This window comes from Nocardioides xinjiangensis, assembly GCF_017916455.1.
In the GTDB taxonomy this organism is placed as follows: Bacteria; Actinomycetota; Actinomycetes; order Propionibacteriales; family Nocardioidaceae; genus Nocardioides; species Nocardioides xinjiangensis.
This window is the reverse complement of the sequence record NZ_JAFMSY010000001.1, coordinates 2,064,241-2,088,221: the sequence shown is the minus strand read 5'-3', so window position 1 is coordinate 2,088,221 and position 23,981 is coordinate 2,064,241. Positions and strand designations below refer to the sequence as shown.

Here is a 23,981-nt window from a genome sequence, read left to right as displayed (position 1 = left end):
GCCATGTGGAGGTGGCGGCGCACGTCGCTGGGCGGCGAGGCCGACCGCGCCCCCTTCCGCGCCCTGCACAACGCCTCGCTGGCGAGCCCGGCGCTGCGGGAGGGGTTGACGTCGTCGAGCGCGGAGCGGTCCGTGGGCCACCTCCGGGCCCTCCTCGGCACGCCGGCCGCCGGGCTCGGCGACGCGAGGGGGCTGCTCGCGTGGGACGGCCTGGGCGGCCACCACCGCTCGCAGCTCGCGGCCACCGTCGGCCAGGTCGCGGAGACCGGCCGCACCATGATCGTCGACGAGCGCACGCTGGTCTGCGACGACGGCGGCTGCCAGGTGCGGCAGGCGATCGTCAGCCCGCTGGTCGTCGAGGAGACGCTCGTCGGCGCCCTGGTCGTGGGCGCCCCGCACACCACCGGTGGCCTGGTGCGCGCGGCCGACGAGGTCGCCTCGTGGGTCAGCGGCCAGCTCGAGCTCGCCGAGCTCGACGCGTCCCGGACCCGGCTCATGGAGGCCGAGGTGCGGGCCCTCCGTGCGCAGATCAGCCCCCACTTCATCTACAACTCCCTCGGTGCGATCGCCAGCTTCGTGCGCACCGACCCCGACCGGGCCCGCGAGCTGCTGCTCGAGTTCGCCGACTTCACCCGCTACTCCTTCCGCCGGCACGGCGACTACACGACGCTCGCCGAGGAGCTCCGCTCCGTCGAGCGCTACCTCCTCCTCGAGCAGGCGCGCTTCGGCGACCGGCTGCAGGTGACGCTCCAGGTGGCCCCGGAGGTGCTGCCGGTCGCCGTGCCGTTCCTGTGCATCCAGCCCCTCGTGGAGAACGCCGTGCGCCACGGGCTGGAGGCCAGCGCGGACAAGGCGGACGGCGTCGGCCGCCTCTCGATCACCGCCCGCGACCTCGACCAGGAGTGCGTGCTGGAGGTCGAGGACGACGGCACCGGGGAGGACCCCGAGCGCGTACGCCGCGCGCTCGCCGGTGACGCCTCGATGGACTCCGTCGGACTGGGCAACGTGGACGCCCGGCTGCGCAACGCGTACGGGGACGACTACGGTCTGGTGGTCGAGACCGCACCCGGGGCCGGCACGAAGGTCATCGTCCGGGTGCCGAAGTTCGCCCCCGGAGTGCAGGTATGACGCAGTCGACGGCCCGGCTGAGGGTGCTCGCCATCGACGACGAGCGCCCCGCCCTCGACGAGCTGACCTTCCTCCTCGGCCGGGACCCGCGCATCGGCGAGGTGACCGGCAGCGACTCCGCGACCGATGCGCTGCGCGTGCTGCAGGCGGAGGAGGTCGACGCGGTGTTCCTCGACATCCAGATGCCGGGCCTCACCGGGCTCGACCTCGCGCAGGTCCTGTCCCGCTTCAAGCAGCCGCCCCCGGTCGTCTTCGTGACGGCCCACGAGGAGCACGCGGTCGCCGCCTTCGAGCTCCGCGCGGTCGACTACGTCCTGAAGCCGGTGCGCGAGGAGCGCCTCGCCGAGGCCGTGCGCCGCGTGGTCGAGGCCGGCGGACCGGCGCCGTCGGGCGACGTGCAGATCCCCGTCGAGCGCGGCGGGGTCACCCGCTTCGTCAACCGCTCCGAGATCACCCACGTGGAGGCGCAGGGCGACTACGCGCGGCTGCACACCGCGGACGGCTCGCACCTGGTCCGCACCCCCCTCTCCTCGCTGGCCGAGCAGTGGGCCGCGGCCGGCTTCGTGCGGATCCACCGCTCGGTGCTCGTCGCGCTCCCCCATGTTGAGGAGGTGCGCAGCGAGGGCGGTCGGGTGAGCGTGGTCATCGGGGGCACCGAGCTGCCGGTCAGCCGCCGCCACACCCGCGAGCTCCGCTCGGTCCTCACCCGGCGCCAGTCGTGAGGACGCGGCCATGAGCGACCCGCCGTCCCGGGTCCGGGTCACCGGTCCACCGCGGCGGCGTGCGCACGTCGTACGCGCGGCCCGCACGCGGGAGATCGACGCGGAGACCGCGCTGGGCGAGGTGTTCATGCGCTCGCTCCTGCGCGAGCAGCTCGTCCTCGCGCTGCGCGTGCTCGCGGCGCTGGCGCTGACCGTCGGACTGCTGCCGCTGCTGTTCCACCTGTTCCCCGGGCTCGGGGACGTGAGGGTCGGGCCCGTGCCGGTCGCGTGGCTGCTGCTCGGGGTGCTGACCTACCCGTGGCTGGTCGTGCTGGGCTGGGCCTACATCCGGCGGGCCGAGCACAACGAGCGCGACTTCGCCGACCTGGTCGGGTCGGTGCTGCCCGAGGAGGACCGGTGAGCGCCCGATGAGCACCGACGTCGTCCCGGGCGTCGTCGCCGTCGTCCTCGTCTCGATCGCCACCCTCGCGATCGGCACCTGGGGCCTGCGGATCTCGCGCACCACCAGCGACTTCTTCGTCGCCTCGCGGACGGTGCGGCCGCGGCTCAACGCGAGCGCGATCGGCGGGGAGTACCTCTCGGCGGCGTCGTTCCTCGGCGTCGCGGGACTGCTGCTGACGTTCGGCGCCGAGATGCTGTGGTACCCGGTCGGCTGGACCGCGGGCTACCTCGTCCTGATGGTGCTCGTCGCCGCTCCGCTGCGACGCTCGGGCGCCTACACGCTGCCGGACTTCGCCGAGGCGCGGCTCGGGTCGAGCGGCGTGCGCCGGCTCTGCTCGGTGCTGGTCGTGGGCATCGGCTGGCTCTACCTGCTGCCGCAGTTCCAGGGCGCCGGCGTCACGCTGCGAGCGACGATCGGCGCACCGCCGTGGGCGGGCTCGCTGGTGGTGGCCGTCGTCGTGCTGGCGTCGGTGAGCCCCGGCGGGATGCGGTCGATCACCTTCGTGCAGGCCTTCCAGTACTGGCTCAAGCTCACCGCCCTGCTGGTGCCGGTCTTCGTGCTGGTCGCCGTCTGGCTGGCCGACGGCGCGGCCGACCCCGCCGCCGCCGCGCCGCACTCCTGGTCGGTCCCCCTCGCCGCCCCGGGTGGCGGCATCGGGCTCTACACGACGTACTCCCTCATCGTCGCGACGTTCCTCGGCACGATGGGCCTGCCGCACGTGGTCGTGCGGTTCTACACCAACCCCGACGGCCGGGCGGCGCGGCGCACGACGCTGGCGGTGCTCGGCCTGCTGGGCGTGTTCTACGTCCTGCCGCCGGTGTACGCCGCGCTGGGGCGCATCTACGCGCCGTCGCTCGTCGAGGACGGCTCCGACGTGCTGGTGCTCGCGCTGCCGTCGCTGATGGTGGGCGGCGTCGCGGGCGCCGTGCTGACCGGCCTCGTCACGGCCGGGGCGTTCGCGGCCTTCCTCTCGACGAGCTCGGGGCTCACGATCGCGGTCGCGGGCGTGCTGTCGCAGGACGTGACCGGCCGGCGGTGGGGGTCGGTCCGCCTCGGCGGGGTCGCGGCGTTCCGGGTGGCCGCGGCGGTCGCGGTCGTCGTACCGCTGCTGATGTCGCTGCCCGCCCAGGACGTGGCGGTGGCCCGGACCGTCGGCCTGGCCTTCGCGGTGACCGCATCGACGTTCGCCCCCCTGCTGATGCTCGGGATCTGGTGGCGCGGCCTGACGCCTGCCGGTGCGGTGGCGGGGCTGCTGGTCGGCGGGCTCGGGTCGGGCGCCGCGGTCGCCTGGACGTTGGCCGCCTCCCCGTCGTCGGGCTGGGGTCCGGCGCTGCTCGGGCAGCCGGCGGCCTGGTCGGTGCCGGCGTCCTTCCTCGCGATGGTGGTCGTCTCGCGGCTGACCCGGGCCTCGGTGCCGGCGCACGCCGGCCGGTTCATGGTGCGGCTGCACACGCCCGAGGCGGTCCAGCTCCAGCGCTGACCTGCCCGTGCACCACGCAGGCAGTTCGGGCGCCGAGCCCGACCCGCCACGCTCGACCCGACCACCGCAGCCGCGAGCCGCCTGCACGGTGCTCGGCCCGGCGCCGCTATCGCAGGGGCGCGGCGAGCTCCGGGCACATCGCCGCCAGCAGGTCGAGCTGCTCGGGCGTGACGTACGACGGGTTGCTGCCGGCCGGCATCCGGAGCACCTCCATCGCCCCCAGCCGCGGATGGCCCACCAGCTCGGTGCGCAGCACCGGGACGCCGAGCGGGGTCAGCTCGACCGGCATCACGCCCTCGCGCGCGGGGCCGGTCGTCCGACCGTGCGCGTGGATCCCGGCGGGCAGGTCCGCCTCGCTGCCGCTGACCCACAGCAGCACCCGCTGGCCGGCCGCGACGAGGTCGGTGCGGTACGTCGGGCGCACGCACCAGGTGTCCGCCTGCGCGAAACCGCCCAGCACGTGCGACCGGGTCGAGGGCGCGGCGCCGCTGGCCTTGACGAGCCACGCACCGAGCGTGTCGACGGTCAGGGCGCGAGCGGGAGCTGCCACTCCCTGAGGGTGGCACACCGTCGACACGCAGCCACGGCGGGTGCGAGCGTGGGCGCGTGAGCGACTGGTTCCTGCCGGAGTCGGAGCGTCCCTGGACGTCCGGCAACCTGGTCGTCCCGCGGGTCCACGGCGCCGACTACTTCGCGCGGGTCGTCGAGCTCGTCGAGGCGACGGAGGCGGGCGACCGGATCTTCTTCACCGACTGGCGCGGCGACTCCGACGAGCTGCTGACCGAGCACGGGCCGACCGTCGCCGAGCTGTTCGAGGCCGCGGCGGGGCGCGGCGTCGAGGTGCGGGCGCTCATGTGGCGCTCCCACCCGGGCCGCCTCAACGGCGAGGAGAACGGCCACCTCGGCCGGGTCCTCAACCAGTGCGGCGGCGAGGCGTTGCTCGACGAGCGGGTGCGCCGCGGCGGGTCGCACCACCAGAAGCTGCTCGTCGTACGCCGCAAGGGCCGGCCGGAGGAGGACGTCGCCTTCGTCGGCGGCATCGACCTCTGCCACGGCCGCCGGGACGACGCGCGGCACGCCGGCGACCCGCAGGCGCCGCCGCTCGACGACAGGTACGGCGACTCTCCGCCGTGGCACGACGCGATGGCCGAGATCCGCGGACCGGCGGTCGCCCACGTGCTCGACACCTTCACCGAGCGCTGGGACGACGACACCCCCCTCGACCACCGCAACCCCTACCGCGCCCTCGCCCACCGGGTCGCGCGGATGCCGCGGCACCCCGAGCGGCTGCCCGAGCGGTGGGACCCGCCGCCCGAGGCCGGGCGGCACCGGGTGCAGATCCTGCGGACCTACCCGGCGAAGCGGCCCCGCTACCCGTTCGCGCCGGAGGGCGAGCGGTCGATCGCCCGCGCCTACACCCGGGCCTTCAGCAGGGCGAGGAGGCTGGTCTACGTCGAGGACCAGTACTTCTGGTCCGACGTCGTCGCCACCACCCTCGCCGACGCCCTGCGCCGTGAGCCCACCCTGCAGGTCATCGCCGTCGTGCCGCGCCACCCGGAGGAGGACAGCAGGGTCGGGGGCCCGCCGATGAAGTACGGCCAGCGGATCGCGTGGGACCGGCTACGCGAGGCCGGTGGCGAACGGTTCGCGATGTTCGACCTGGAGAACGCCGCGGGCACGCCGATCTACGTCCACGCCAAGGTCTGCATCGTCGACGACCAGTGGATGACCATCGGGTCCGACAACCTCAACCTCCGCTCGTGGACGCACGACTCCGAGCTCACGTGCGCGGTCGTCGATCCCGACGACGAGCTGCCGCGGCGCCTGCGCACGTCCCTGTGGGCCGAGCACCTGGGGCTGCCGGACGACGACGACCGGCTCGCCGACCTCGACGACGCGATGGCCCTCTGGACGTCGCGCGTCGGTGCCCCGGGCAGCCGTGTCTCGCTCCACGAGCCGCCGCGGCTGCCGCGCGGCACGGCGCTCTGGGCGCGACCGGCCTACCGGCTGGCGTACGACCCCGACGGCAGGCCGAGGGCGCTCCGCGGGACCGCAGACTTCTGAGCCGTCACCGACCGGCCACGGGGAGGTGCACCACCACGTCGCGCATCCGCATCGCCCCGACGACCCGGCTGCCGAAGCCCACCGACATGTCCGACACCGGCGACACGGTGAGGAACAGCGTCTGGCCGGCCGGCACGTCGACGGCGACCGACGGCAGCTCGACGCCGGTGCGCGGCTTGCCGATCGCGATGCCGTTCTCCCGGATCGGCAGCATGTTGTTCTGCACGACCCTGGCGTCCAGCGGGCTGGTGCCGACCGACAGGGCGAGGAAGGCGCGGTTGTCCAGGCCGATGGTGGTGAGCCGCGCGTCGAGGCTGGGCGACCCGGCGACGGTGAGCGGTCCGTGCGCGATCGGGTAGGCGACCGGGACGCCCACGCCGACGGTGCTGACCACCTCGCCGAGCTCGACCGACGTGTTGGGCGCGACCGACGCGACGCTGACGCAGCGACCGCCGGCGGTGGCGAGGTGGTAGCGGCCGAAGCCGGTGAGGCCGCTCTTCGTCCCCTGGAGGCGCTGCTGGAGGAAGCGCAGGCCGAGGTCGGCGAAGGACTCGCTGCCGAGCACCGGCGAGCAGGCGTCGGTCCCGCCGGCGACGGGGACGTCGGCGTTGGTGCCGGCCGGGAGCACGGACGGCAGCGTGTGGCCGCCGTTGTAGCCGACGAAGATGCTCCGCGCCCGCGCCCGGTCGGTGAGCAGCCGGGAGAAGTTGTCCAGCCCCTGGTCGAGCGGGAAGAGGTTGTCGGTCGCGCCCTGGCCGAAGAGCACCGGCACGTCGAGTCGCCGCCCCTGGCGCACGTGCCACTCGGGACCGTTCTGGTCGAGGAACTCGTGGAGGTACGGCGGGACGTTGCCCGTCGCCGCCGCCTCGACGAATCCCTGCAGCACGATGGGCGGGAGGGCGTCGGTGGGCAGCGCGGCCGCCACCAGCGCGGTGGCCCACTCGGTCCGCGGCACGCCCTGCGGGAAGAGGCTCTCGGTCAGGCTGAACCACGTGATCTCGGGGACCAGCGCGTCGAAGCGGGTCGCGCCGCGGTCGCGGACCTCGCTCAGCGCTCCGGCGAACTGGTAGCCGCCGCCGTACGATCCGCCGATCGCGCCCAGCACGGGGTCGCCCGGCCGCTGCTTGCGCACCCAGTCCTGGGCGGCGACGAGGTCGACGAGCCGCTGCACGTCCTGGCCCTCGACGTCCGGGTCCTCGATGTGGGCGTGCCCGCCGCTCTCCCCGAACCCGCGCTGGTCGAAGCTCAGCACGCCGAACCCGGCGTCGGTGAGGTAGGCGAAGGCGGCGGGATCCGTCGTCCGGCTCCCACCCCAGCCGTGGCTGTGCATCACGAGCGGCACCGGGCGGTCCTCGGTGGCGCCGGCGGGGCGGAACATCGTCCAGCAGATGTCGACCGGCGCGCTCGTGCCGGGGTCCGCGATGCTCTGGACGCAGCCGTTGGTCGTGGTGACCTCGGCCGCCGAGGCCGGCGGGCCGAGGAACGGCGTCGAGGCGGCGGCGAGGACGGTGGCGACGGCGGACGCGACGAGTCGGTGCATGGACGGTCTCCTATGACGGGGGTCACACGTACCAACGAGTAACCGCCGCAGGGGCTACGTCACGCGAAGGGGTCGGTGACCTCGCGCAGCCGGACGAGCGCGGTGCGCAGGTGCCCCGCGAGCTCGGGCCCGAGGTGCTCGACCCACTCCCGCTCGACGCCCTGCACGACCTCGGCGGCGTGCCGCGCCGCCTCCCGGCCGCGGCCGGAGAGCCGGATCAGCCGGGCCCGGCCGTCCGCCGGATCGGGCACCCGCTCGACGAGTCCCTGACGCTCGAGGGCGGCTACGAGCAGGCTGGCGGTCTGCTTGGTCACCTGCGCCCGGTCGGCGAGCTCGGTCAGCCGCGAGCCGTCGTCGGCGATCCGCTGGGCGATGCGCGACTGGGCGACCGTGACGTCGTAGCCCGCCCCGCGCATCGCCGCGATGACTCGCTCGTCCATGGCCCGGTACGAGACGAACATCAGCGTGGCGAGGTCCATCGCTCCCCTTGACATTGGTCAGCCTCGCTGACCATTATGGTCAGCATTCCTGACGATCATAGGAGTGCGCATGACGAAGCCTCCTCCGGTGCCCCTCGCCCGCGCGGCGACCCGTGTCCGCACCGCGCTCCAAGGGCTGACCCGGCGGATGGTGCCGCCCGAGGTCGGCGTACTGGAGGTGATGTCGTCCTTCATGGCCACCCACGCGACGTACGCCCTGACGCGGGTGGGCGCTGCCGACGCCCTCGCGAGCGGCCCCCGCACCGCCGCGGAGGTGGCCGCCGAGGCGGGCACCGACCCCGACGCGACCTACCGGCTGCTGCGTGCGTGCGCCGGGCACGGGCTGCTCACCCGGTCCGGCGACCGCTTCGCCCTCACCGCCCTCGGCCGCGCGCTCGTGTCGCAGCACCCCGGGTCCATGCGCCCGGTGGTGCTGATGATCGGGGACCCGCGCTACCAGGCGGTGTGGGGCCAGCTGCCCGAGGCGGTGGTCACGGGCACTCCGCGCGCGGAGGCGGTCCACGGGGTGTCGATGTGGGAGCTGCTCGACCGCGAGCCCGACTACGCCGCCGTCTTCGACGACGCGATGACGCGCCTGACCGCGCTCGACTGGCCGACGGTCGCGGCGGCGTACGACTTCACGCCGTACGGCGTCGTCGTCGACGTGGGCGGCGGGCACGGGCAGCTGCTGGCGTCCGTGCTCGGCGTGGCCCCGGCGGCCAGGGGTGTCCTGCTCGAGCGACCGGCGCTCCTCCCCCACGCGGAGCGGCACCTGCGCGAGGCCGGGGTCCTCGGACGGTGCCGCCTCGTGGGCGGGTCGTTCTTCGACACCGCGCCCGACGACGGCGACCTCTACGTCCTGCGACGCGTGGTCCACGACCTCGACGACGAGCAGGCGGTCGCCGTCCTCACCACCCTCCGGGCGCACACGCCGCCCGGAGCCACCCTCGTGCTGATGGAGAGCGTCGTGCCGCCGGACGGCGGTCCTCACTTCGCGACGTCCCTCGACCTCGACATGCTGCTCTTCGTCGGCGGACGCGAACGCACCGAGCAGGAGTACGCCGCCCTCCTCGAGCGTGCCGGCTTCCGGTTGACGCGCGTGGTCCCCACCGTCTCGACGGTGTCCCTCGTCGAGGCTCGGCCGGTGACCTGAGGTGGACGCGCTCGCGCAGGTCTGCACGGTCGTGTCGGCCGTCGTGCTGATCGCGGTCTTCCCGCTCGAGGCCTTCCTCGTGGACCGGCCCTGGGTGCAGCGGTTCCTCGGCATCGAGCCGCACGGCATCGCGAACGTGCACCTGTGGTCGTTCTGCATCGGGGCCCGCAACGCGCTGGCCGGGGTGGGGGCGCTCACCGGGCTCTGGATGGTGCACCGCGGCGACGAGCAGACCGGCACGGTCGTGGTCGTGGTGTCGCTGGCCTACATGCTGCTGGCGTCGCTCGCCATGGGCGTCGCCGACCTGCTGGGCTACTGGCGGCCGCGGGGCGGGAGCGTGCGCGGCACGGTGGCGTCGTCGGTGCTGCCGGCGGTGGCGCTCGTGGCCCTCGCGGTGTGAACCCCCGCGCCGGCCCCGCGCCGGCCGCGCCCCGGCCCCGCGCCGGTCAGGGGCGCAACCCGGCCCGCAGCTCCTCGAGCGCCTGCGGGAGGTCGACCTGCGGCGTCCAGCCCCAGGCCCGTGCCCGGTCGGCGACGATCCGGCCGGTCCACGCCGGCCCGTCCTCCCAGACCGGCTCGATGCCGAGCGCCTCGGTGACGGAGCCGAGGTAGTCGCGCTGGGTGGCCGGCCCGGCGGCCACGTTGACGGCCGTGCACCCGGCCGCCACGGGGCCGGAGCCCGCGTCGTCGGCCGTCGCGATCGCGCCGGTGGCGACGTCGGCCGCGAGGTGGGCGAGGTCGTCGACGTGCACCCAGGCGAAGCTCTGGTCGGGGTTGGCGTGCCGCTGGGTCGTGTCGTCGCGGACCTGCGCGGGCCGGACGGTGTTCCAGACCGAGGTCTCCCCCGCTCCGAGGATCGCAGGGGGCCGCAGAAGCACGCGCGTCGTGCCCTCGAGCCGCTCCAGCGCCGCGTCGAGGTCACGCTTGATGACGTTGTAGGCCGAGGAGTCGTCGCCCACGAGGGTCCCGGACTCGTCGACGTCGCCGACGCCGGGGCTGCGGTCGTATACCCCGGCGGTCGACACGTGCACGAGGAGCGGCACGCCGGCGTCGACGGCCGCCTCGGCGATCGTCAGCGTGCCGTCCAGGCCGACCCGGCGCTGGTCGTCGCGCCCGCTCCCGAGCGGGTGCACGGTGGTGACGAGGGTGTCCGCGCCCGCCACCACCTGTGCCGCGAAGGCCGGGTCCGCGAAGTCGCCGACGTGCTCCTCGACGCCCGGCAGCACCGGGGCGGTCCCGAGGCGGCGTACGACGGCACGGACCGTGGCTCCCCGCTCGCTGAGGGCGGACACGACGTGGCTGCCCACGAGTCCGTTGGCTCCGGTCACGACGACGATGCGGGAGGTCATGCCCCCACCCTGACAGCCCGTCCTAGCGCTGGCGACGGGCGGTGCGCGGCAGCAGCACCCGGGCGACCACGAGCAGCCAGGCCGTCGCGAACACCACGCTGGCCAGCACGTCCGTGACGTGGTGCGCGCCCTGGTAGAGGCGGGCGGGCAGCACGACCAGCGGCGCCAGGAACAGCAGCCACGACCACCGGCGCCACCGCGGCGCCACTCGTGCGAGCCACAGCGCGATGCCGCCGTAGACCACGATCGCGGTCGCCACGTGCCCCGACGGGAAGCTGTGGTCGGGCACCAGGCCCGGGTCGAGGATCCGCACCGGTGGGCGGTCGCGCGGGACGAGGTGCGTCACCACGACGTAGAGCAGCAGGCTGCCGCCGACCAGGACGGTGAAGTAGACCACCGGCTGCCACGAGCGCCGCCACCGCGCTCCGAGCGCGGCGACGACGAGCGCGAGCGCGACGCCGACGACCGTGTCGGCGATCGCGCTGCCGGCGGCCGCCGCCCTGTCCAGCCCGGGGGTGCGTCCGGCCGCGATGTCGCGGGCGACGCCGTCGTCCCACGGGTCCACGCGCGGCTCCAGCGGGCCGGTGACCACCCACCCGACGGCGAGCACGGCCAGGACCAGCAGGACCCACGCCGACGCCAGCGTGCGTGCGCTCGCGCGGCGGGTGTGCTCGGTCACGGGTCGAGCCTGCCCCAGGTGGGGGGGCGGGGGTTTAATTCCCCCGCCTAAGCGGGGGATTGCGAACTTCCGGGGGCGTGCATGCCTCCGGAAGTTCACACAGACCCCGAGAAGTCGGACGCGATCAGCGGCCCGGTCGCACCAGCCGGGAGTCCGCGAGCAGGAAGTCGTGGTCGGTGTGGATGGCTGGTACGACGGTGCCCGCCGGGCCGCGGAACCGGTCGTTGCCGTAGACGTGCTGGATGCCGGGCGCCTGCGCCGCTGCCGCGTCGGTGAGCGTCCACCAGCCGGCCGGCGCGCAGGACGCCTGCCGGTTGACGTCACCGCCGAGCACCACCGCCGTGTCGGCGTACGACGACAGGACGGTGGCCAGCTCGGCGCACTGGGCGTCGTTGGCCGCCTGCGCGTCGGCGGTGCCCCGCGTGCTGAGGTGGGCCGAGCACGCGGTGACGCCGCGCGCGGTGGTCGCGCAGATCCAGCGGCGCTCCTCGACCCCGGACTGCACGGCGAAGGCCCGGTCCTGCGAGCTCACGATCCGCTCCTTGGTGAGCACGGCGTTGCCGAACACGCCGCGGCCCTCGGGCCTCACGCACGGCAGCTCGGCGCCGCGGTAGATCACCGGCGCTAAGCGGAGGTGGTAGCCGGTGCGGCGCGCGATCTCCGCGGCGTCGCCGCTGCAGGCCTCGTTGAGCGACACGGCCTCCGCGTCCTGGCCCTCGATGGTCGCGACCGCCTCGTCGACGACCGCGGGATAGGCGGTGCGGCCGAAGCAGCCGGCGAGGCCGGACAGGCACAGGTTCATCTGGAGCATGGCGTACGGCGCACCGCGCCCGGGCCGCGACGGCGCCGTCGGGCGAGCCCGGAGGAAGGCTTCGAGGCCGGCCAGGTCGTCGGTGTTGAGGTGGTCGACCCCGGCGTCGAGCAGCTCGTCCCACAGCGCGTCGCGCGCCGGTCCGGCGGCATCGGGGGTCGCCCAGAACCGCACGCGGTACCCGGCTGCGTGGGCACGGTCCACCAGGTCGTGCAGCCTCGCGCGCTCGGCCTCGGGCATGGGACCCACGCCGAGCCAACTGAAGTGCTTGGTCCAGTTGTCGCTGAGCAGCGGCAGGTCGCTGGCCGGCACCCCCGAGCCGAGGTCGCCCAGGCGTCCGTCGTACCCGGCGTAGCGCACTCGCTGCGCCTGCATGGCGGCGAGGTCACGGTTGCCGCTGATGACCGCGGTGACCGCGCCCTGCTCCACCCGCCCGTCGCGGAACGTCGTCAGGATGCCTCGGTGCTCGGCGAGCGCCTCGTGCACGGCGGCGTACGTCGGGCCGGCCTCGCTCTTGACGTCGATCAGCAGCTGGAAGACGCCCCGGTCGCCGCGGTGGACCCGGCCGCCCTCGTGGCGGGTGCGCTCGACGAGCGGGTCGAGGTAGAGCGACTCGAGGGTGCGGGACGCGTCGACGTCCTGCCGGTCGTGGCTGACCAGGAGCTCCCCGTCGACGAGCCAGACGTCCGCCTCGACACTGGTGAAGCCGTGCGACAGCGCGTCGTGGAGCGGGCGGTCGTGCTCGTAGTCGTTGTGGGCGTGGGCCTGCGGCAGGGGCCGCACGCGCGGCTCCGGCGGCCCGGCCGGCGCGGCGGTCGTCGGCGTCGGGGCGAGGGTCAGCAGGGGGGCGGCGAGGAGGGGCGCGAGCAGTGCGCGCAGCGTCCGAGACATGCCTGCGAGCCCACCTCCCGCGGGCGAACTCCGGGTGACCGGACGCGTGCGGCAGGGCGAACGCCGGAGAACTCTCGGTGCCGGCGTCGGCAGAGGCAGCCGGTCAGGACACCTCGGCCGGCGTGAACAGCGTGAGCTGCATGCCGTCGGGCGCCGCGACGCGCGCGTTCCGGTCGCCCCACGGCGTGTCGACGGCGGGCGCGACCGACGTCGCCCCGGCCTCGACGAGCGACGCGGCCGCCGCGTCGGCGTCCGGCACCTGGAGCGCGAAGCGCACCGTGCCCGACACCCGGCGCCCGACCTCGAGGTCGTCGACCATGGCGGCCTGGGCGGCATCGAACAGCTCGAGGGTCGCGCGGCCGGCGTCGAGCAGCAGCACGCGCCCCTGCTCGCTGCTCCAGTCGGCCACCTCGGGCAGGCCCAGCGCGTCGCGGTAGAGGCGTACGGCGGCGTCGAAGTCGTCGACGGTGAGGGTGATGCGGAACTCCTGGACATCGCTCATGCGGCCATCGTCCTCGACCCGGTGCGTGGGCGGTCAAGGGCCGGTGGCGGCCTGCGCGGCGGCGGCCACGACGCGGCAGCCGCGCGCCCGGTAACGCCACCATCCGTGCGCTCCCGCCCCCACCGGTGGTGGCGGGAGTGCACGGACGGAGGCGTTACCCGGAGGACCAGACCGGCGACCGCTCGTCGTACGACACCGACCGCTGGGCGACGAGCCGCCTCCACCGGCCGACCCGGGCGGGCGCGCCCCTCCCGTCCGCGGCCCCGGCGGTGCCACCGTGACGGCGGTCACACCCGGTGGCCACCCATGCTCGGAAGGACCGATCCGTGACAGAGCCCGACCAGGCCGCGCGCCACGATCCCATCTACGACCGGTTGCATGCGACCCCCGAGTTCGCCGAGCTGCGGCGCCGCTACCGCGGCTTCGTGTTCCCGGCGACCGTCGCCTTCCTCGTCTGGTACCTGCTGTACGTCATCCTCTCCAACTGGGCCGGCGACTTCATGTCGACCCGGGTCGTGGGTCACATCAACGTCGCGCTGGTCTTCGGCCTGCTGCAGTTCGTGACCACCTTCGGCCTCGCCTACATGTACGCCCGCTACTCGCAGAAGAAGCTCGACCCGCTGGCTCGCCAGCTCGACGCGGACTACCGCAAGGGAGGCGACGCCTGATGGACACCCAGGTCCTCACCACCAGCCTGTTCCTGCTCGTCGTCGCCGCGACGGTGGGCATCACCTTCTGGGCGAGCCGCCAGACCAAGACGGCCGCCGACTTCTACTCCGGTGGCCGGTCGTTCTCCGGCTTCCAGAACGGTCTCGCCATCGGCGGCGACTACATGTCCGCCGCGTCGTTCCTCGGCATCTCCGGCGCCATCGCCGTCTACGGCTACGACGGGTTCCTCTACTCCATCGGCTTCCTCGTGGCCTGGCTCGTCGCGCTGCTCCTCGTCGCCGAGATGCTCCGCAACGCCGGCCGCTACACGATGGCCGACCAGCTCGCCTTCCGGATGCAGCAGCGCCCGGTGCGCACCGCCGCGTCGATCTCCACCGTCGTCGTGTCGATCTTCTACCTGCTCGCCCAGATGGTCGGTGCGGGCTCGCTCGTCGCGCTGCTCCTCGGCGTCGACAGCCAGGCGGTCAAGAACGTCACGATCATCGGCGTCGGCGCGCTGATGATCTTTTACGTCGTCGTCGGCGGCATGAAGGGCACGACGTACGTCCAGATCGTCAAGGCCGTCCTGCTGATGGTCGGCTCCGCGCTGATCGTGCTGCTGGTGCTGGCGAAGTTCAACTTCAACCTCTCCGAGCTGCTCGGCGCCGCGGCCGACAACTCGGGCAAGGGCGAGGCGTTCCTGCAGCCCGGCCTGCAGTACGGCGCCACGCTGACGTCGCAGATCGACTTCCTCTCCCTCGGCCTGGCCCTCGTGCTCGGCACCGCGGGCCTGCCGCACATCCTGATCCGCTTCTACACCGTGCCGACCGCCCAGGACGCGCGGAAGTCCGTGCTCTGGGCGATCGGGCTCATCGGCGCCTTCTACCTGATGACGCTGGTGCTCGGCTTCGGCGCCGCGGCGCTGCTCGACCGGAGCCAGGTCGACCCGCTCGAGGGCGGCAACCAGAACCTCGCCTCGCCCCTCCTCGCCGAGGCGGTCGGCGGAGGCGGCGACTCGACCGGCGGAGCGGTGCTGCTCGCCCTCATCGCGGCGGTGGCGTTCGCGACCATCCTCGCGGTGGTGGCCGGCCTGACCCTGGCGAGCTCGTCGTCGGTGGCGCACGACCTCTACAAGGGCGTGATCCGCAAGGACCAGGGCGTCACCGAGAAGGACGAGGTCAAGGTCGCCCGGATCGCCGCCTTCGTCATCGGCGCGGTCGCCATCGCCCTGTCGATCCCGGCACAGCGGCTGAACATCGCGTTCCTCGTGGCGCTGGCCTTCGCCGTCGCCGCGTCGGCGAACCTGCCGGCGATCATCTACAACATGTTCTGGAGGCGCTTCAACACCCGCGGCGCGACCTGGAGCATCTACGGCGGTCTGATCGCGGCCGTCGGGCTGGTGTTCTTCTCGCCCGTCATGTCGGGGCTGCCCACGTCGCTGTTCCCCGACTCCGACTGGTCGGTCTTCCCGCTCAACAACCCCGGCATCATCTCGATCCCGATCGGGTTCCTGCTGGGCTACATCGGCACCGTCACCTCCCGGGAGCCGGCCGCCGAGGACCGCTTCACCGAGCTCGAGGTCCGCGCCCTCACCGGCGCCGGAGCCGAGCAGGCCGTCCAGCACTGATCGCCCCGTGACCCCTTCGCCGAGCCGGAGTAGGTTCGGCGGAGGGGTCGCCCCATCCCCGAGAGCTTGCCCGCACCCGCACGCGTCCCGCACGAGGAGAGAGCCTTGTCCGAGCAGACCCTGTCGAACCTGATGCACGAGGACCGCCGTTTCGAGCCGCCGGCGGACCTCGCGGAGAACGCCAACGTCAAGGCCGAGGCGTACGACCGTGCGGACGCCGACCGCGAGGCCTTCTGGGCCGAGGCCGCCGAGCGGCTCGACTGGGGCCGGAAGTGGGACCAGGTCCTCGACTGGTCCAACCCGCCGTTCGCCAAGTGGTTCGTCGGCGGCACCCTGAACGCCGCGGTCAACTGCGTGGACCGCCACGTCGAGGCCGGCCGCGGGGACAAGGTCGCCCTGCACTGGGTCGGCGAGCCCATCCACGACGGGGTCGCCGACACGCGCGACATCACCTACGCCCAGCTCAAGGACGAGGTGTCGAAGGCCGCCAACGCGCTGACCGAGCTGGGCGTGCAGAAGGGCGACCGGGTCGCGATCTACATGCCGATGATCCCCGAGGTGGTCGTCGCGATGCTCGCGTGCGCCCGGCTCGGCGCCCCGCACACCGTCGTCTTCGGTGGCTTCTCCGCCGACGCGCTGGCCTCCCGCATCACCGACTGCGAGGCCCACGTCGTCATCACCTCCGACGGCGGCTACCGCCGTGGCGCCGCCAGCGCGCTGAAGCCGGCGGTCGACGAGGCGGTCGAGAAGACCGGCGACCTGGTGCGCAACGTCCTCGTCGTCCGGCGTACGGGCCAGGACGTCGACTGGCACGGCCGGGAAGAGGGTGGCCGCGACGTGTGGTGGCACGACGTCGTCGACAACGCGTCGACCGACCACGAGCCGGAGATGCACGACTCCGAGCACCCGCTGTACGTCATGTACACCTCGGGCACGACCGGCAAGCCCAAGGGCATCCTGCACACGACCGGCGGCTACCTCGCCGGTACGTCGTACACGCACTGGTCGGTCTTCGACCTCAAGCCGGAGACCGACGTCTACTGGTGCACCGCCGACGTCGGCTGGGTGACCGGCCACTCCTACATGGTCTACGGCCCGCTGGCCAACGGCGCGACGCAGGTGATGTACGAGGGCACGCCCGAGAAGGGCCGCTGGTGGCAGATCGTGCAGGACTACAAGGTGACGATCTTCTACACCGCGCCGACGGCCATCCGGACCTTCATGAAGCAGGGCCGCGAGATCCCCGACGGCTACGACATGTCGTCGCTGCGGCTGCTCGGGTCGGTCGGCGAGCCGATCAACCCCGAGGCGTACATCTGGTACCGCGAGGTCATCGGCGGCGGCCGGTGCCCCGTCGTCGACACCTGGTGGCAGACCGAGACCGGCCAGATCATGATCAGCCCGCTGCCCGGCGTCACCGCCGGCAAGCCCGGCTCGGCGATGAAGGCGCTGCCCGGGATCTCCGCCGACGTGGTCGACGACGAGGCCCGGTCGGTGGGCAACGGCAACGGCGGCTACCTCGTGCTCCGCGAGCCGTGGCCGGCCATGCTGCGGACGCTCTGGGGCGACGACCAGCGCTTCAAGGACACCTACTGGTCGCGCTGGCCGGGCCTCTACTTCGCCGGCGACGGGGCCAAGCTGGACGAGGACGGCGACATCTGGCTGCTCGGGCGGGTCGACGACGTGATGAACGTGTCGGGCCACCGCCTCTCCACCACCGAGATCGAGTCCGCCCTGGTCTCGCACCCCAAGGTCGCCGAGGCCGCGGTCGTGGGAGCGGCCGACGACACCACCGGCCAGGCCGTGTGCGCCTTCGTCATCCTGCGCGACTCCGCCGGCGACGGCGGGGAGGACATCGTCGAGGAGCTGCGCAAGCACGTCGCCAAGGAGATCGGCGCCATCGCCAAGCCGCGGCAGATCATGGTGGTTCCCGAGCTGCCCAAGACCCGCTCGGGCAAGATCATGCGGCGCCTGCTCAAGGACGTCGCCGAGCACCGCGAGGTCGGCGACGTCACGACGCTCGCCGACTCGACCGTCATGGACCTGATCAAGTCGAAGGAGACCTCCGCGCCGGCGGAGGACTGACCTCGACCGGCCCGGCGGCCCGCGCCTGCCCGCCCCGGGAGCCCGCCCCGGGCGGCTGCGTCATACGAACTCGTACCTATCGGTGCGGGTTCGTATGACGTCCGGCCCCGACCCCCGCGCGGCAGCCCCCGGCGTCATGCGGACCCACACCTATACGTGCGGGTTCGTATGACGTCCGGCCCCGACCGCGCTCGGCAGCCCCCGGCGTCATGCGGACCCACACCTGTACGTGCGGGTTCGTATGACGTCCGGCCCGACCCCCGCGCGGCAGCCCCCGGCGTCATGCGGACCCACACCTATGCGTGCGGCTCCGCATGACGCTCGGCCCCCGAGCCGCGGGTGGAGGCCAGCAGCAGCGCGACACCCACGACGGCGGCGATGAGCGAGGCCAGCAGGATGGCGATCTTCGCCTCCTCGGTCAGGAGGTCGGAGCCGGGGAACGACAGCCCCGCGACGAAGATCGAGACGGTGAAGCCGATGCCGCCGACCGCGCCCAGCCCGAACACCATCGGCCAGGTCGTGCCCTCGGGCAGCCTGCCGAGGCCGAGGCGGACGGCGACGAACGAGGCGAGCGTGATGCCCACGGGCTTGCCCAGCACGAGCCCGAGCACGATCCCCAGGCCGACCGGCGCCGTGAACACCTCGCCGATCGCGCCGAGCTCGACCCCGGCGTTGGCGAGCGCGAACACCGGCAGGACGACGTACGCCGAGACCGGGTGCAGCGTGGCCTGCAGGCGCTCGACGACCGACACCGACTCCTTGAGCAGGAAGCGCAGCCGGGCGAGCTCGTCGGGGTCGATGTGGTGGTCGCGCAGGGCGTCGATGGCGTAGCCGCGTGCGACGTCCTCGTTGAGCAGCGGGCGGGCCGGGGCGAGCAGGCCGATCGCGACCCCGGCGAGCGTGGCGTGCACGCCCGACTCGAGGAGCGCGAACCAGACGGCGACACCGAGGACGACGTACACGACGATCGTCCAGATGCGCATCCGGCGCGCCAGCACCATGACGGCGAGCAGGGCGAGCGCGGCCGCGAGCCAGCCCAGGGACAGGTCGCTGGTGTAGAAGACCGCGATCACGAGGATCGCGCCGATGTCGTCGACGATCGCCAGCGTCAGCAGGAACAGCCGCGCCGCCGACGGGATCCGCCGTCCCAGCACGCCGAGCACACCGACGGCGAACGCGATGTCGGTGGCCATCGGGATCCCCCACCCGGCACTCCCCGCGCTGCCCGGCGGGTTGAGCGCGAGGTAGATCCCGGCCGGCACGAGCATCCCGCCGACCGCCGCGACGATCGGCAGCGCCGCGGCCTTGGGGTCGCGCAGGTCGCCGTTGACCAGCTCGTACTTGATCTCGAGCCCGACGACGAAGAAGAAGATCACCATCAGGGCGTCGTTGACCCAGTGCTGGAGCGACTCGTCGAGGTGCAGCGGACCCACGTCGAGGGCCAGATGTGTGTGCCAGAGGGAGTCGTACGACGCCGCCCACGGGCTGTTGGCCCACACCAGGGCGGCGGCCGCCGCGAGGAGCAGCAGGATCGAGCCGGCGGCCTCGATGCGGAGGAACTCGCGCACCGGTCGCGCGACGAGGCGGGCCAGGGGCTTGCCGCTCGCGCTGTAGACGGGCCCGGACTGCCACAGGTCGTCGGGGGCGCTCGGGCGGGACTTGCGAGGTGTGGCCATGCGGCTACGCATCCTTCGGGGTCGGCGGGGGCACTTGTCACCGCGGCTCCACGCCACGGGCCGACCAGACTTCCCGGCGCACCTGACACCACTCTAGCCGGGCGGCTGGGCGCCCCGTCGGCGTTGGTAGGGTCGCAACGACAGCTCGCCGGCGCACGACCGAAGGACCGCACCCATGGCCAACGAACCCGTCAGGGACACCGATCCGACGCTCGGCAAGCTCGTCATCGACGCCCAGCGCGACATCTCGACCCTGATCTCCAAGGAGATCCAGCTCGCCAAGAGCGAGCTCAAGGTCAGCGTCAAGCACGGCGGCGTGGGAGTGGGGCTGTTCGCGGGAGCGGCGTTCCTCGGCCTGCTCGCCGTCATCATGCTGTCGGTGGCGATCGCCTACCTCATCCACTGGAACGGGCAGGGCCTCGACCTGCACTGGGCGTTCCTCATCGTCTTCGCCGTCTACTTGCTGCTCGCCGGGCTGCTCGCCCTCATCGGGGTCAAGCAGGTGAAGAAGGTCAAGGCGCCCGAGCGGGCGATCGAGCAGGGCAGGCAGATCCCGCAGGCGCTCAAGGGCAGGGGCTGAGCCCGCACCCGGGCAGTCGTACGACGCTCAGCGCACGCAGGTGCCGGTGTCGACCGGCGCCTGCCGGGTGACGCCGGCCGCCGCGGACTCCGCGACCTGGTCGGCGGTCAGCGCGTAGCCGGTGTCCTGGTCGCTGACCGAGGCGGCGAAGACCATGCCGGCGACGTCGCCGGCCGACGTGACGATCGGGCCTCCGGAGTTCCCCGGGCGGATCAGCGCGCGCAGCGAGAACACCTGGCGGAGGACCGTGCCCTCACCGTAGATGTCGGGTGAGCGCAGCCGCTGCTCGGAGCGGATGCGGCCGGACTCGACGTCGTACGGGCCGTCCTCGGGGTAGCCCAGCACGGCGACGGGGTCCCGCGGCTGCGCCTCGGTGTCGAGGACGAGGTGGGGGGTGCCGGTGTCGGGCAGCGACAGGACCGCGATGTCGAGGTCCTGGTCGTAGAGCACGACCGACGCCGTGACGGACGACCCACCGACCTCCACCTCGGGGCGCGTCACACCGGCGACGACGTGCGCGTTGGTCATCAGCCGGCCCGGCGCGAAGAGGAAGCCGGTGCCCTCGACGCCGCTGCCGCAGCCGTTGGTGCCGCGCACCTTGAGCACGCTCGCCTCGGCGGCGACCACGTCGGGGTCGGTGAGCATCCGCGGGTCGCCGGGCTTGACCGCGACGATCCGCTCGGGCGCGAACGGCTCGAGGTAGCGGGGGAAGAACGTCGTGCCGACGACGTTGTTGAACGCCTGGAGCACTGTGCCGGAGTCCGCCGGCAGCGTCCGGTCCACCTTCGCGAGGATCGTGGAGTCGCGCACCAGCGGCGTGATGGCGCCGATGCGCGTGCCGGAGACCGCGACGCCGAGCGCCCACGCCACGAGGAGCACCGCGACCGCGCTGAGGGCCGACCCGCCGACGGCGTCCACGGCGCGCACCGGCTGCCAGGTGATGCGCTCGCGCACCTTGGCGCCGGCGTACTGGAGCACGGCCTGCCCGAGCGAGGCGGAGATGATCACGATGAACAGCGCCCCCAGCGACACCCACAGCGACGGGGCGGCGTCGCCGAGCGCGAGCGGGGCGGCCCAGATGCCGGCGAGGCCGCCGAGCAGGAGACCGGCGGTGGCGCACGCGCCGGTGATGAACCCCTGCCAGTAGCCCGAGAGGGCGTAGATCCCCACGAGCGCCACGAGGCACCAGTCGAGGACGTTCATGCGCTACTCCTCGAGCTTGGTGTTCGGTGCAAGGTCGGTGTTCCTGGGGACACCCTGCAGCATGTGGTCGGGCAGGTCACGCACCCGCGCCCGGTCCCAGTCGCCGTCCCACCCGAGGTAGGAGAACAGCCGGGCGATGATCCCGGCGGTGAAGCCCCACAGGACCACGTCGCGGTCCGGGCCGATGAGGAACCCCGGACCCGTCCAGCCGCTGGGGTGCCGCACGCTCACGCGGTTGTCGGCGTCGAGCAGGTCGGCGATCGCCACGTGGTGGATCTCGTGGACCTCGTCGGGGCTCTCGATGCGCACCTGGCCGCGGTCGCGCCAGTAGCCCAGGACCGGCGTCACGGCGAAGTTGCTGGGCGGCAGCCACAGCTCGGGGAGCTCGCCGAAGACCTGCACCTCCGCCGGCTGGAGCCCGATCTCCTCGTGGGCCTCGCGCAGCGCCGCCTCCCGCGGGGTCTCGCCGGGGTCGAGCCGGCCGCCCGGGAAGGACACCTGGCCCGGGTGGGACCGCATGTGGTGGTTGCGCTCGGTGAGCAGGAGCTCGCCGCGGTGGGCGAGGTCGTCGGGCGAGGCCGGGTCGGCGTCGCGGTCGGCGAAGACCATGAGCACCGCGCCGCGCCGGGGGTCGGTGCCCTCCGGCGGCACGAAGTGCGTGAGCTCGTGGACGGTGATGGTGGACGCCGCCTCCACGACCGGCGCCAGCCAGCCCGGGAGGGCGGGACTCACAGGTCGACCCCGAGGTGCTCGGCGACCAGCTCCTCGACCTCCGCGAGCGAGTCGACGCCACCCGAGCTGTGCCCCACGACGACGCCGTCGGCGTCGACGAAGACGAAGGCGGGCAGCCCGCGTCGGCCGATCGCGAAGGCGTCCTCGGCCATGAGCTCGCCGCCGGGGTCGGCGATGGAGGGGTACGTCGCACCGGTCTCCTCCGCGAGCGCCAGCGCGGCGTCGGGATGGACGTCGTTGAAGTCGACGCCGAGGATGCGCACCCGGTCGCCGTGCCGCTGGTGGAACTCCTCCAGGGCGGGCATCTCCAGCCGGCACGGCTCGCACCGCGCCTGCCAGAGGTTGATCACCGTCGGCCCGCGCAGGGAGGAGAGCTCCACGTCGGGCCCCCCGCCGAGGCACGGCAGCGTGATCTCGGGCAGGCCGCCCTCCACCGGCGCCCCGGTGCCGGGCTCGCAGGACTCCATGCCGATGCGCGCCTTCACCTTCCGCATCGCGGGGGTGTCGACCTCGACGTCGGGCGGGCGTACGTCGACCGGACGGGGCCCGGTGGTGCAGGCCGAGAGCGCGGCGAGCACGACCGCCAGGACGACGGCCAGGACGGCGGCCGGTGGGGCCTTCCTCATGCGGGGCCCTGGGTGGTGACCAGCTTCTCCGCCTCGATCGGGTCGGTCGGGCCCAGGCCGAAGGACGGGCACAGCCTCGCGATCGGGCAGGCGCCGCACGCCGGCTTCTTGGCGTGGCAGCGGCGCCGGCCGTGCCAGATCAGGTGCTGGGACAGGGGCGTCCAGTCACGCTTGGGGAACAGGGCGCCCACGGCGTGCTCGACCTTGACCGGGTCGGTCTCCTCGGTCCAGCCGAAGCGGCGCGCCAGGCGCCCGAAGTGGGTGTCGACGGTGATGCCCGGCAGGCCGAACGCCTCGCCGCGCACGACGTTGGCGGTCTTGCGCCCCACTCCCGGCAGCGTGACCAGGTCTTCGAGCCGGGACGGCACCTCGCCGCCGAAGGTGTCGACCAGCGCCTGGCTCAGCTTGAGCAGCGCGTCGGTCTTCTGCCGGAAGAATCCCAGCGGCCCGAGCAGCTGCTCCATGTGCTCGCGCGGCGCAGCGGCCATCGCCTCGGGCGTGGGGTAGGCGGCGAACAGCGCGGGGCTGGCGGCGTTCACCCTGCGGTCGGTGGTCTGGGCGGAGATCACGGTGACGACCAGGCACTCGAACGCGTTGGTGAAGTCGAGCTCGGTCGCCGCGTCGGGATAGGTCTCGGCGAGGATCCGGTCCATCTTGCGTGCCCGACGCACGAGCGAGGTGTCGGGCTTCGGGATCTCGACCTTGACGACCTTGGCGGAGGCGGGCACCCGCCCAGCCTACGGTCCGGGACCGACACCTCCGAAGCCGGCGCAAACGGCGTCGGCACGGCGGGGAGTGGTCGTTGTGAGCCGCACCACGGCTAGGATCGTGTCGATCCCGGGCCCCACCTCGACGGGACGCACTCACATGGAGGATTGACGTGGACAACGACGTGCTTCGGCAGGCACCGCTGTTCAGCTCGCTCGACGACGAGGCGGCGACCGCCCTGGGCGGCTCGATGGCCGAGACCACGCTCCGTCGTGGCGACGTGCTCTTCCACGAGGGCGACTCCGGCGACAAGCTCTACATCGTCACCGAGGGCAAGGTGAAGCTCGGCCGCTCCTCCTCCGACGGCCGCGAGAACCTCCTCGCGATCATGGGCCCGGGCCAGATGTTCGGCGAGCTGTCCCTCTTCGACCCGGGCCCGCGCTCCGCGACCGTCACCGCCGTCACCGACGCGTCGTTCGCCTCGCTGTCGCACGACGACCTCCTCCGCTGGCTCGAGGGCCGCCCCCAGGTCGCGCGCGGCCTGCTGTCCCAGCTGGCGTCCCGGCTGCGCAAGTCCAACGACGTCGTCGCCGACCTCGTGTTCTCCGACGTCCCCGGACGCGTCGCCAAGGCGCTGCTCGACCTCGCCGACCGGTTCGGCCGCACCGCCGACGACGGCGTGCACGTCCACCACGACCTCACCCAGGAGGAGCTCGCCCAGCTGGTCGGCGCCTCCCGCGAGACCGTCAACAAGGCGCTCGCCGACTTCGCCTCGCGCGGCTGGCTGCGCCTCGAGCCCCGCTCCGTCGTGATCATGGACATCGAGAGGCTCTCCCGCCGGGCCCGCTGACCCCAG

At 73.4% G+C, this 23,981-nt stretch carries 24 protein-coding genes; 12 read left to right on the top strand and 12 right to left on the bottom strand.

Going from position 1 to position 23,981, the window contains the following annotated elements:
- Positions 1-3 precede the first annotated feature (3 nt).
- Genes J3P38_RS18100 through J3P38_RS09785 form a run of 4 tightly spaced genes read left to right on the top strand, consistent with a single transcriptional unit; the run spans position 4 to position 3,772 of the window.
- Positions 4-1,128, top strand: a complete 1,125-nt coding sequence (locus J3P38_RS18100) for a sensor histidine kinase (protein ID WP_210503428.1) — start codon at positions 4-6, stop codon at positions 1,126-1,128.
- Positions 1,125-1,850 (top strand): LytR/AlgR family response regulator transcription factor, encoded by a 726-nt coding sequence (locus J3P38_RS09795; RefSeq protein ID WP_210503427.1) that lies wholly within the window; start codon positions 1,125-1,127, stop codon positions 1,848-1,850. Before J3P38_RS18100 ends, J3P38_RS09795 begins: the two co-directional genes overlap by 4 nt.
- Before the next feature lie 10 nt (positions 1,851-1,860).
- Positions 1,861-2,250: a hypothetical protein gene (locus J3P38_RS09790; protein WP_210503426.1), complete on the top strand. Its 390-nt coding sequence runs from the start codon at positions 1,861-1,863 to the stop codon at positions 2,248-2,250.
- Positions 2,251-2,257: 7 nt separating this feature from the next.
- The gene (locus J3P38_RS09785) at positions 2,258-3,772 is read left to right on the top strand and encodes a sodium/solute symporter (protein WP_210439560.1); all 1,515 of its coding nucleotides are present in this window, start codon (positions 2,258-2,260) and stop codon (positions 3,770-3,772) included.
- Between the two features lie 106 nt (positions 3,773-3,878).
- Here the strand turns inward: J3P38_RS09785 and J3P38_RS09780 are convergent, their stop codons facing one another.
- Complete coding sequence (locus tag J3P38_RS09780) at positions 3,879-4,322, bottom strand: hypothetical protein (protein ID WP_210439559.1); 444 nt, start codon at positions 4,320-4,322, stop codon at positions 3,879-3,881.
- 56 nt (positions 4,323-4,378) lie between these two features.
- Here J3P38_RS09780 and J3P38_RS09775 point away from each other — a divergent pair, with 56 nt between their 5' ends.
- Positions 4,379-5,836 (top strand): phospholipase D family protein, encoded by a 1,458-nt coding sequence (locus J3P38_RS09775; protein ID WP_210439558.1) that lies wholly within the window; start codon positions 4,379-4,381, stop codon positions 5,834-5,836.
- A gap of 4 nt (positions 5,837-5,840) precedes the next feature.
- Here J3P38_RS09775 and J3P38_RS09770 read toward each other — a convergent pair whose 3' ends face one another.
- Both J3P38_RS09770 and J3P38_RS09765 read right to left on the bottom strand, forming a co-directional pair.
- Positions 5,841-7,376 carry an alpha/beta hydrolase family protein gene (locus J3P38_RS09770; protein WP_210439557.1) on the bottom strand — a complete coding sequence of 512 codons (1,536 nt, stop codon included), beginning with the start codon at positions 7,374-7,376 and terminating at the stop codon, positions 5,841-5,843.
- A gap of 59 nt (positions 7,377-7,435) precedes the next feature.
- Positions 7,436-7,870, bottom strand: a complete 435-nt coding sequence (locus J3P38_RS09765; RefSeq protein ID WP_246850025.1) for a MarR family winged helix-turn-helix transcriptional regulator — start codon at positions 7,868-7,870, stop codon at positions 7,436-7,438.
- Positions 7,871-7,925: 55 nt separating this feature from the next.
- On the opposite strand from J3P38_RS09765, the gene J3P38_RS09760 reads away from it, so the two are divergent.
- Together J3P38_RS09760 and J3P38_RS09755 are read left to right on the top strand one after the other, a co-directional pair.
- Positions 7,926-9,008, top strand: a complete 1,083-nt coding sequence (locus tag J3P38_RS09760) for a methyltransferase (RefSeq protein ID WP_210503425.1) — start codon at positions 7,926-7,928, stop codon at positions 9,006-9,008.
- Between the two features lies 1 nt (position 9,009).
- The gene (locus tag J3P38_RS09755) at positions 9,010-9,408 is read left to right on the top strand and encodes a DUF1304 family protein (RefSeq protein ID WP_210503424.1); all 399 of its coding nucleotides are present in this window, start codon (positions 9,010-9,012) and stop codon (positions 9,406-9,408) included.
- Between the two features lie 46 nt (positions 9,409-9,454).
- Here the strand turns inward: J3P38_RS09755 and J3P38_RS09750 are convergent, their stop codons facing one another.
- The 4 genes from J3P38_RS09750 to J3P38_RS09735 all read right to left on the bottom strand — a co-directional run bounded on the left by J3P38_RS09750 (position 9,455) and on the right by J3P38_RS09735 (position 13,240).
- Positions 9,455-10,357: an NAD-dependent epimerase/dehydratase family protein gene (locus J3P38_RS09750; RefSeq protein WP_210503423.1), complete on the bottom strand. Its 903-nt coding sequence runs from the start codon at positions 10,355-10,357 to the stop codon at positions 9,455-9,457.
- Between the two features lie 22 nt (positions 10,358-10,379).
- Positions 10,380-11,036, bottom strand: a complete 657-nt coding sequence (locus tag J3P38_RS17715; protein ID WP_210503422.1) for a phosphatase PAP2 family protein — start codon at positions 11,034-11,036, stop codon at positions 10,380-10,382.
- Between the two features lie 124 nt (positions 11,037-11,160).
- The gene (locus J3P38_RS09740) at positions 11,161-12,738 is read right to left on the bottom strand and encodes a phosphatidylinositol-specific phospholipase C/glycerophosphodiester phosphodiesterase family protein (RefSeq protein WP_210503421.1); all 1,578 of its coding nucleotides are present in this window, start codon (positions 12,736-12,738) and stop codon (positions 11,161-11,163) included.
- Positions 12,739-12,841: 103 nt separating this feature from the next.
- Complete coding sequence (locus J3P38_RS09735; protein ID WP_210439551.1) at positions 12,842-13,240, bottom strand: VOC family protein; 399 nt, start codon at positions 13,238-13,240, stop codon at positions 12,842-12,844.
- 326 nt (positions 13,241-13,566) lie between these two features.
- Between J3P38_RS09735 and J3P38_RS09730 the strand changes: the two genes are divergently transcribed.
- From J3P38_RS09730 to acs, 3 genes are all read left to right on the top strand, one after another.
- Positions 13,567-13,908: a DUF485 domain-containing protein gene (locus tag J3P38_RS09730; RefSeq protein WP_210439550.1), complete on the top strand. Its 342-nt coding sequence runs from the start codon at positions 13,567-13,569 to the stop codon at positions 13,906-13,908.
- On the top strand, positions 13,908-15,515 hold the full coding sequence (locus J3P38_RS09725; protein WP_210439549.1) for a solute symporter family protein: 1,608 nt from the start codon (positions 13,908-13,910) through the stop codon (positions 15,513-15,515). Before J3P38_RS09730 ends, J3P38_RS09725 begins: the two co-directional genes overlap by 1 nt.
- Before the next feature lie 132 nt (positions 15,516-15,647).
- Positions 15,648-17,600 carry an acetate--CoA ligase gene (gene acs, locus J3P38_RS09720; RefSeq protein WP_210503674.1) on the top strand — a complete coding sequence of 651 codons (1,953 nt, stop codon included), beginning with the start codon at positions 15,648-15,650 and terminating at the stop codon, positions 17,598-17,600.
- A gap of 296 nt (positions 17,601-17,896) precedes the next feature.
- On the opposite strand, the gene nhaA is transcribed toward acs, so the two are convergent.
- Complete coding sequence (nhaA, locus tag J3P38_RS09715; protein ID WP_210503420.1) at positions 17,897-19,276, bottom strand: Na+/H+ antiporter NhaA; 1,380 nt, start codon at positions 19,274-19,276, stop codon at positions 17,897-17,899.
- Positions 19,277-19,451: 175 nt separating this feature from the next.
- Here nhaA and J3P38_RS09710 point away from each other — a divergent pair, with 175 nt between their 5' ends.
- Positions 19,452-19,856: a phage holin family protein gene (locus J3P38_RS09710; protein WP_210439547.1), complete on the top strand. Its 405-nt coding sequence runs from the start codon at positions 19,452-19,454 to the stop codon at positions 19,854-19,856.
- Positions 19,857-19,883: 27 nt separating this feature from the next.
- On the opposite strand, the gene J3P38_RS09705 is transcribed toward J3P38_RS09710, so the two are convergent.
- From J3P38_RS09705 to nth, 4 genes are read right to left on the bottom strand one after another with little or no spacing between them, the layout of a single operon-like run.
- A complete protein-coding gene (locus tag J3P38_RS09705) occupies positions 19,884-21,059 on the bottom strand; it encodes a MarP family serine protease (protein ID WP_210439546.1) in 1,176 nt (391 codons plus the stop codon).
- A 3-nt stretch (positions 21,060-21,062) separates the two neighbouring features.
- On the bottom strand, positions 21,063-21,791 hold the full coding sequence (locus J3P38_RS09700; protein WP_210503419.1) for an NUDIX hydrolase: 729 nt from the start codon (positions 21,789-21,791) through the stop codon (positions 21,063-21,065).
- A complete protein-coding gene (locus J3P38_RS09695) occupies positions 21,788-22,417 on the bottom strand; it encodes a TlpA family protein disulfide reductase (RefSeq protein WP_210503418.1) in 630 nt (209 codons plus the stop codon). Before J3P38_RS09695 ends, J3P38_RS09700 begins: the two co-directional genes overlap by 4 nt.
- Positions 22,414-23,070, bottom strand: coding sequence for an endonuclease III (gene nth / locus J3P38_RS09690; protein ID WP_210503673.1), 657 nt, complete (start codon positions 23,068-23,070; stop codon positions 22,414-22,416). The genes J3P38_RS09695 and nth overlap by 4 nt, the downstream gene beginning before the upstream one ends.
- Before the next feature lie 227 nt (positions 23,071-23,297).
- On the opposite strand from nth, the gene J3P38_RS09685 reads away from it, so the two are divergent.
- A complete protein-coding gene (locus tag J3P38_RS09685) occupies positions 23,298-23,975 on the top strand; it encodes a Crp/Fnr family transcriptional regulator (protein WP_210439543.1) in 678 nt (225 codons plus the stop codon).
- Positions 23,976-23,981 lie beyond the last annotated feature (6 nt).

Excerpts from the sequence above, each read along its gene's own strand:
- J3P38_RS09770 (WP_210439557.1), bottom strand. The coding sequence starts at position 7,376 with ATGCACCGACTCGTCGCGTCCGCCGTCGCCACCGTCCTCGCCGCCGCC.
- J3P38_RS09695 (WP_210503418.1), bottom strand. The coding sequence starts at position 22,417 with ATGAGGAAGGCCCCACCGGCCGCCGTCCTGGCCGTCGTCCTGGCGGTC.
- J3P38_RS09790 (WP_210503426.1), top strand. The coding sequence starts at position 1,861 with ATGAGCGACCCGCCGTCCCGGGTCCGGGTCACCGGTCCACCGCGGCGG.
- nhaA (WP_210503420.1), bottom strand. The coding sequence starts at position 19,276 with ATGGCCACACCTCGCAAGTCCCGCCCGAGCGCCCCCGACGACCTGTGG.
- J3P38_RS09765 (WP_246850025.1), bottom strand. The coding sequence starts at position 7,870 with ATGTCAAGGGGAGCGATGGACCTCGCCACGCTGATGTTCGTCTCGTAC.
- J3P38_RS09710 (WP_210439547.1), top strand. The coding sequence starts at position 19,452 with ATGGCCAACGAACCCGTCAGGGACACCGATCCGACGCTCGGCAAGCTC.
- J3P38_RS09725 (WP_210439549.1), top strand. The coding sequence starts at position 13,908 with ATGGACACCCAGGTCCTCACCACCAGCCTGTTCCTGCTCGTCGTCGCC.
- J3P38_RS09705 (WP_210439546.1), bottom strand. The coding sequence starts at position 21,059 with ATGAACGTCCTCGACTGGTGCCTCGTGGCGCTCGTGGGGATCTACGCC.
- acs (WP_210503674.1), top strand. The coding sequence starts at position 15,648 with ATGCACGAGGACCGCCGTTTCGAGCCGCCGGCGGACCTCGCGGAGAAC.
- J3P38_RS09735 (WP_210439551.1), bottom strand. The coding sequence starts at position 13,240 with ATGAGCGATGTCCAGGAGTTCCGCATCACCCTCACCGTCGACGACTTC.
- J3P38_RS09750 (WP_210503423.1), bottom strand. The coding sequence starts at position 10,357 with ATGACCTCCCGCATCGTCGTCGTGACCGGAGCCAACGGACTCGTGGGC.
- nth (WP_210503673.1), bottom strand. The coding sequence starts at position 23,070 with ATGGACCGGATCCTCGCCGAGACCTATCCCGACGCGGCGACCGAGCTC.
- J3P38_RS18100 (WP_210503428.1), top strand. The coding sequence starts at position 4 with ATGTGGAGGTGGCGGCGCACGTCGCTGGGCGGCGAGGCCGACCGCGCC.
- J3P38_RS09740 (WP_210503421.1), bottom strand. The coding sequence starts at position 12,738 with ATGTCTCGGACGCTGCGCGCACTGCTCGCGCCCCTCCTCGCCGCCCCC.
- J3P38_RS09760 (WP_210503425.1), top strand. The coding sequence starts at position 7,926 with ATGACGAAGCCTCCTCCGGTGCCCCTCGCCCGCGCGGCGACCCGTGTC.
- J3P38_RS09795 (WP_210503427.1), top strand. The coding sequence starts at position 1,125 with ATGACGCAGTCGACGGCCCGGCTGAGGGTGCTCGCCATCGACGACGAG.
- J3P38_RS09785 (WP_210439560.1), top strand. The coding sequence starts at position 2,258 with ATGAGCACCGACGTCGTCCCGGGCGTCGTCGCCGTCGTCCTCGTCTCG.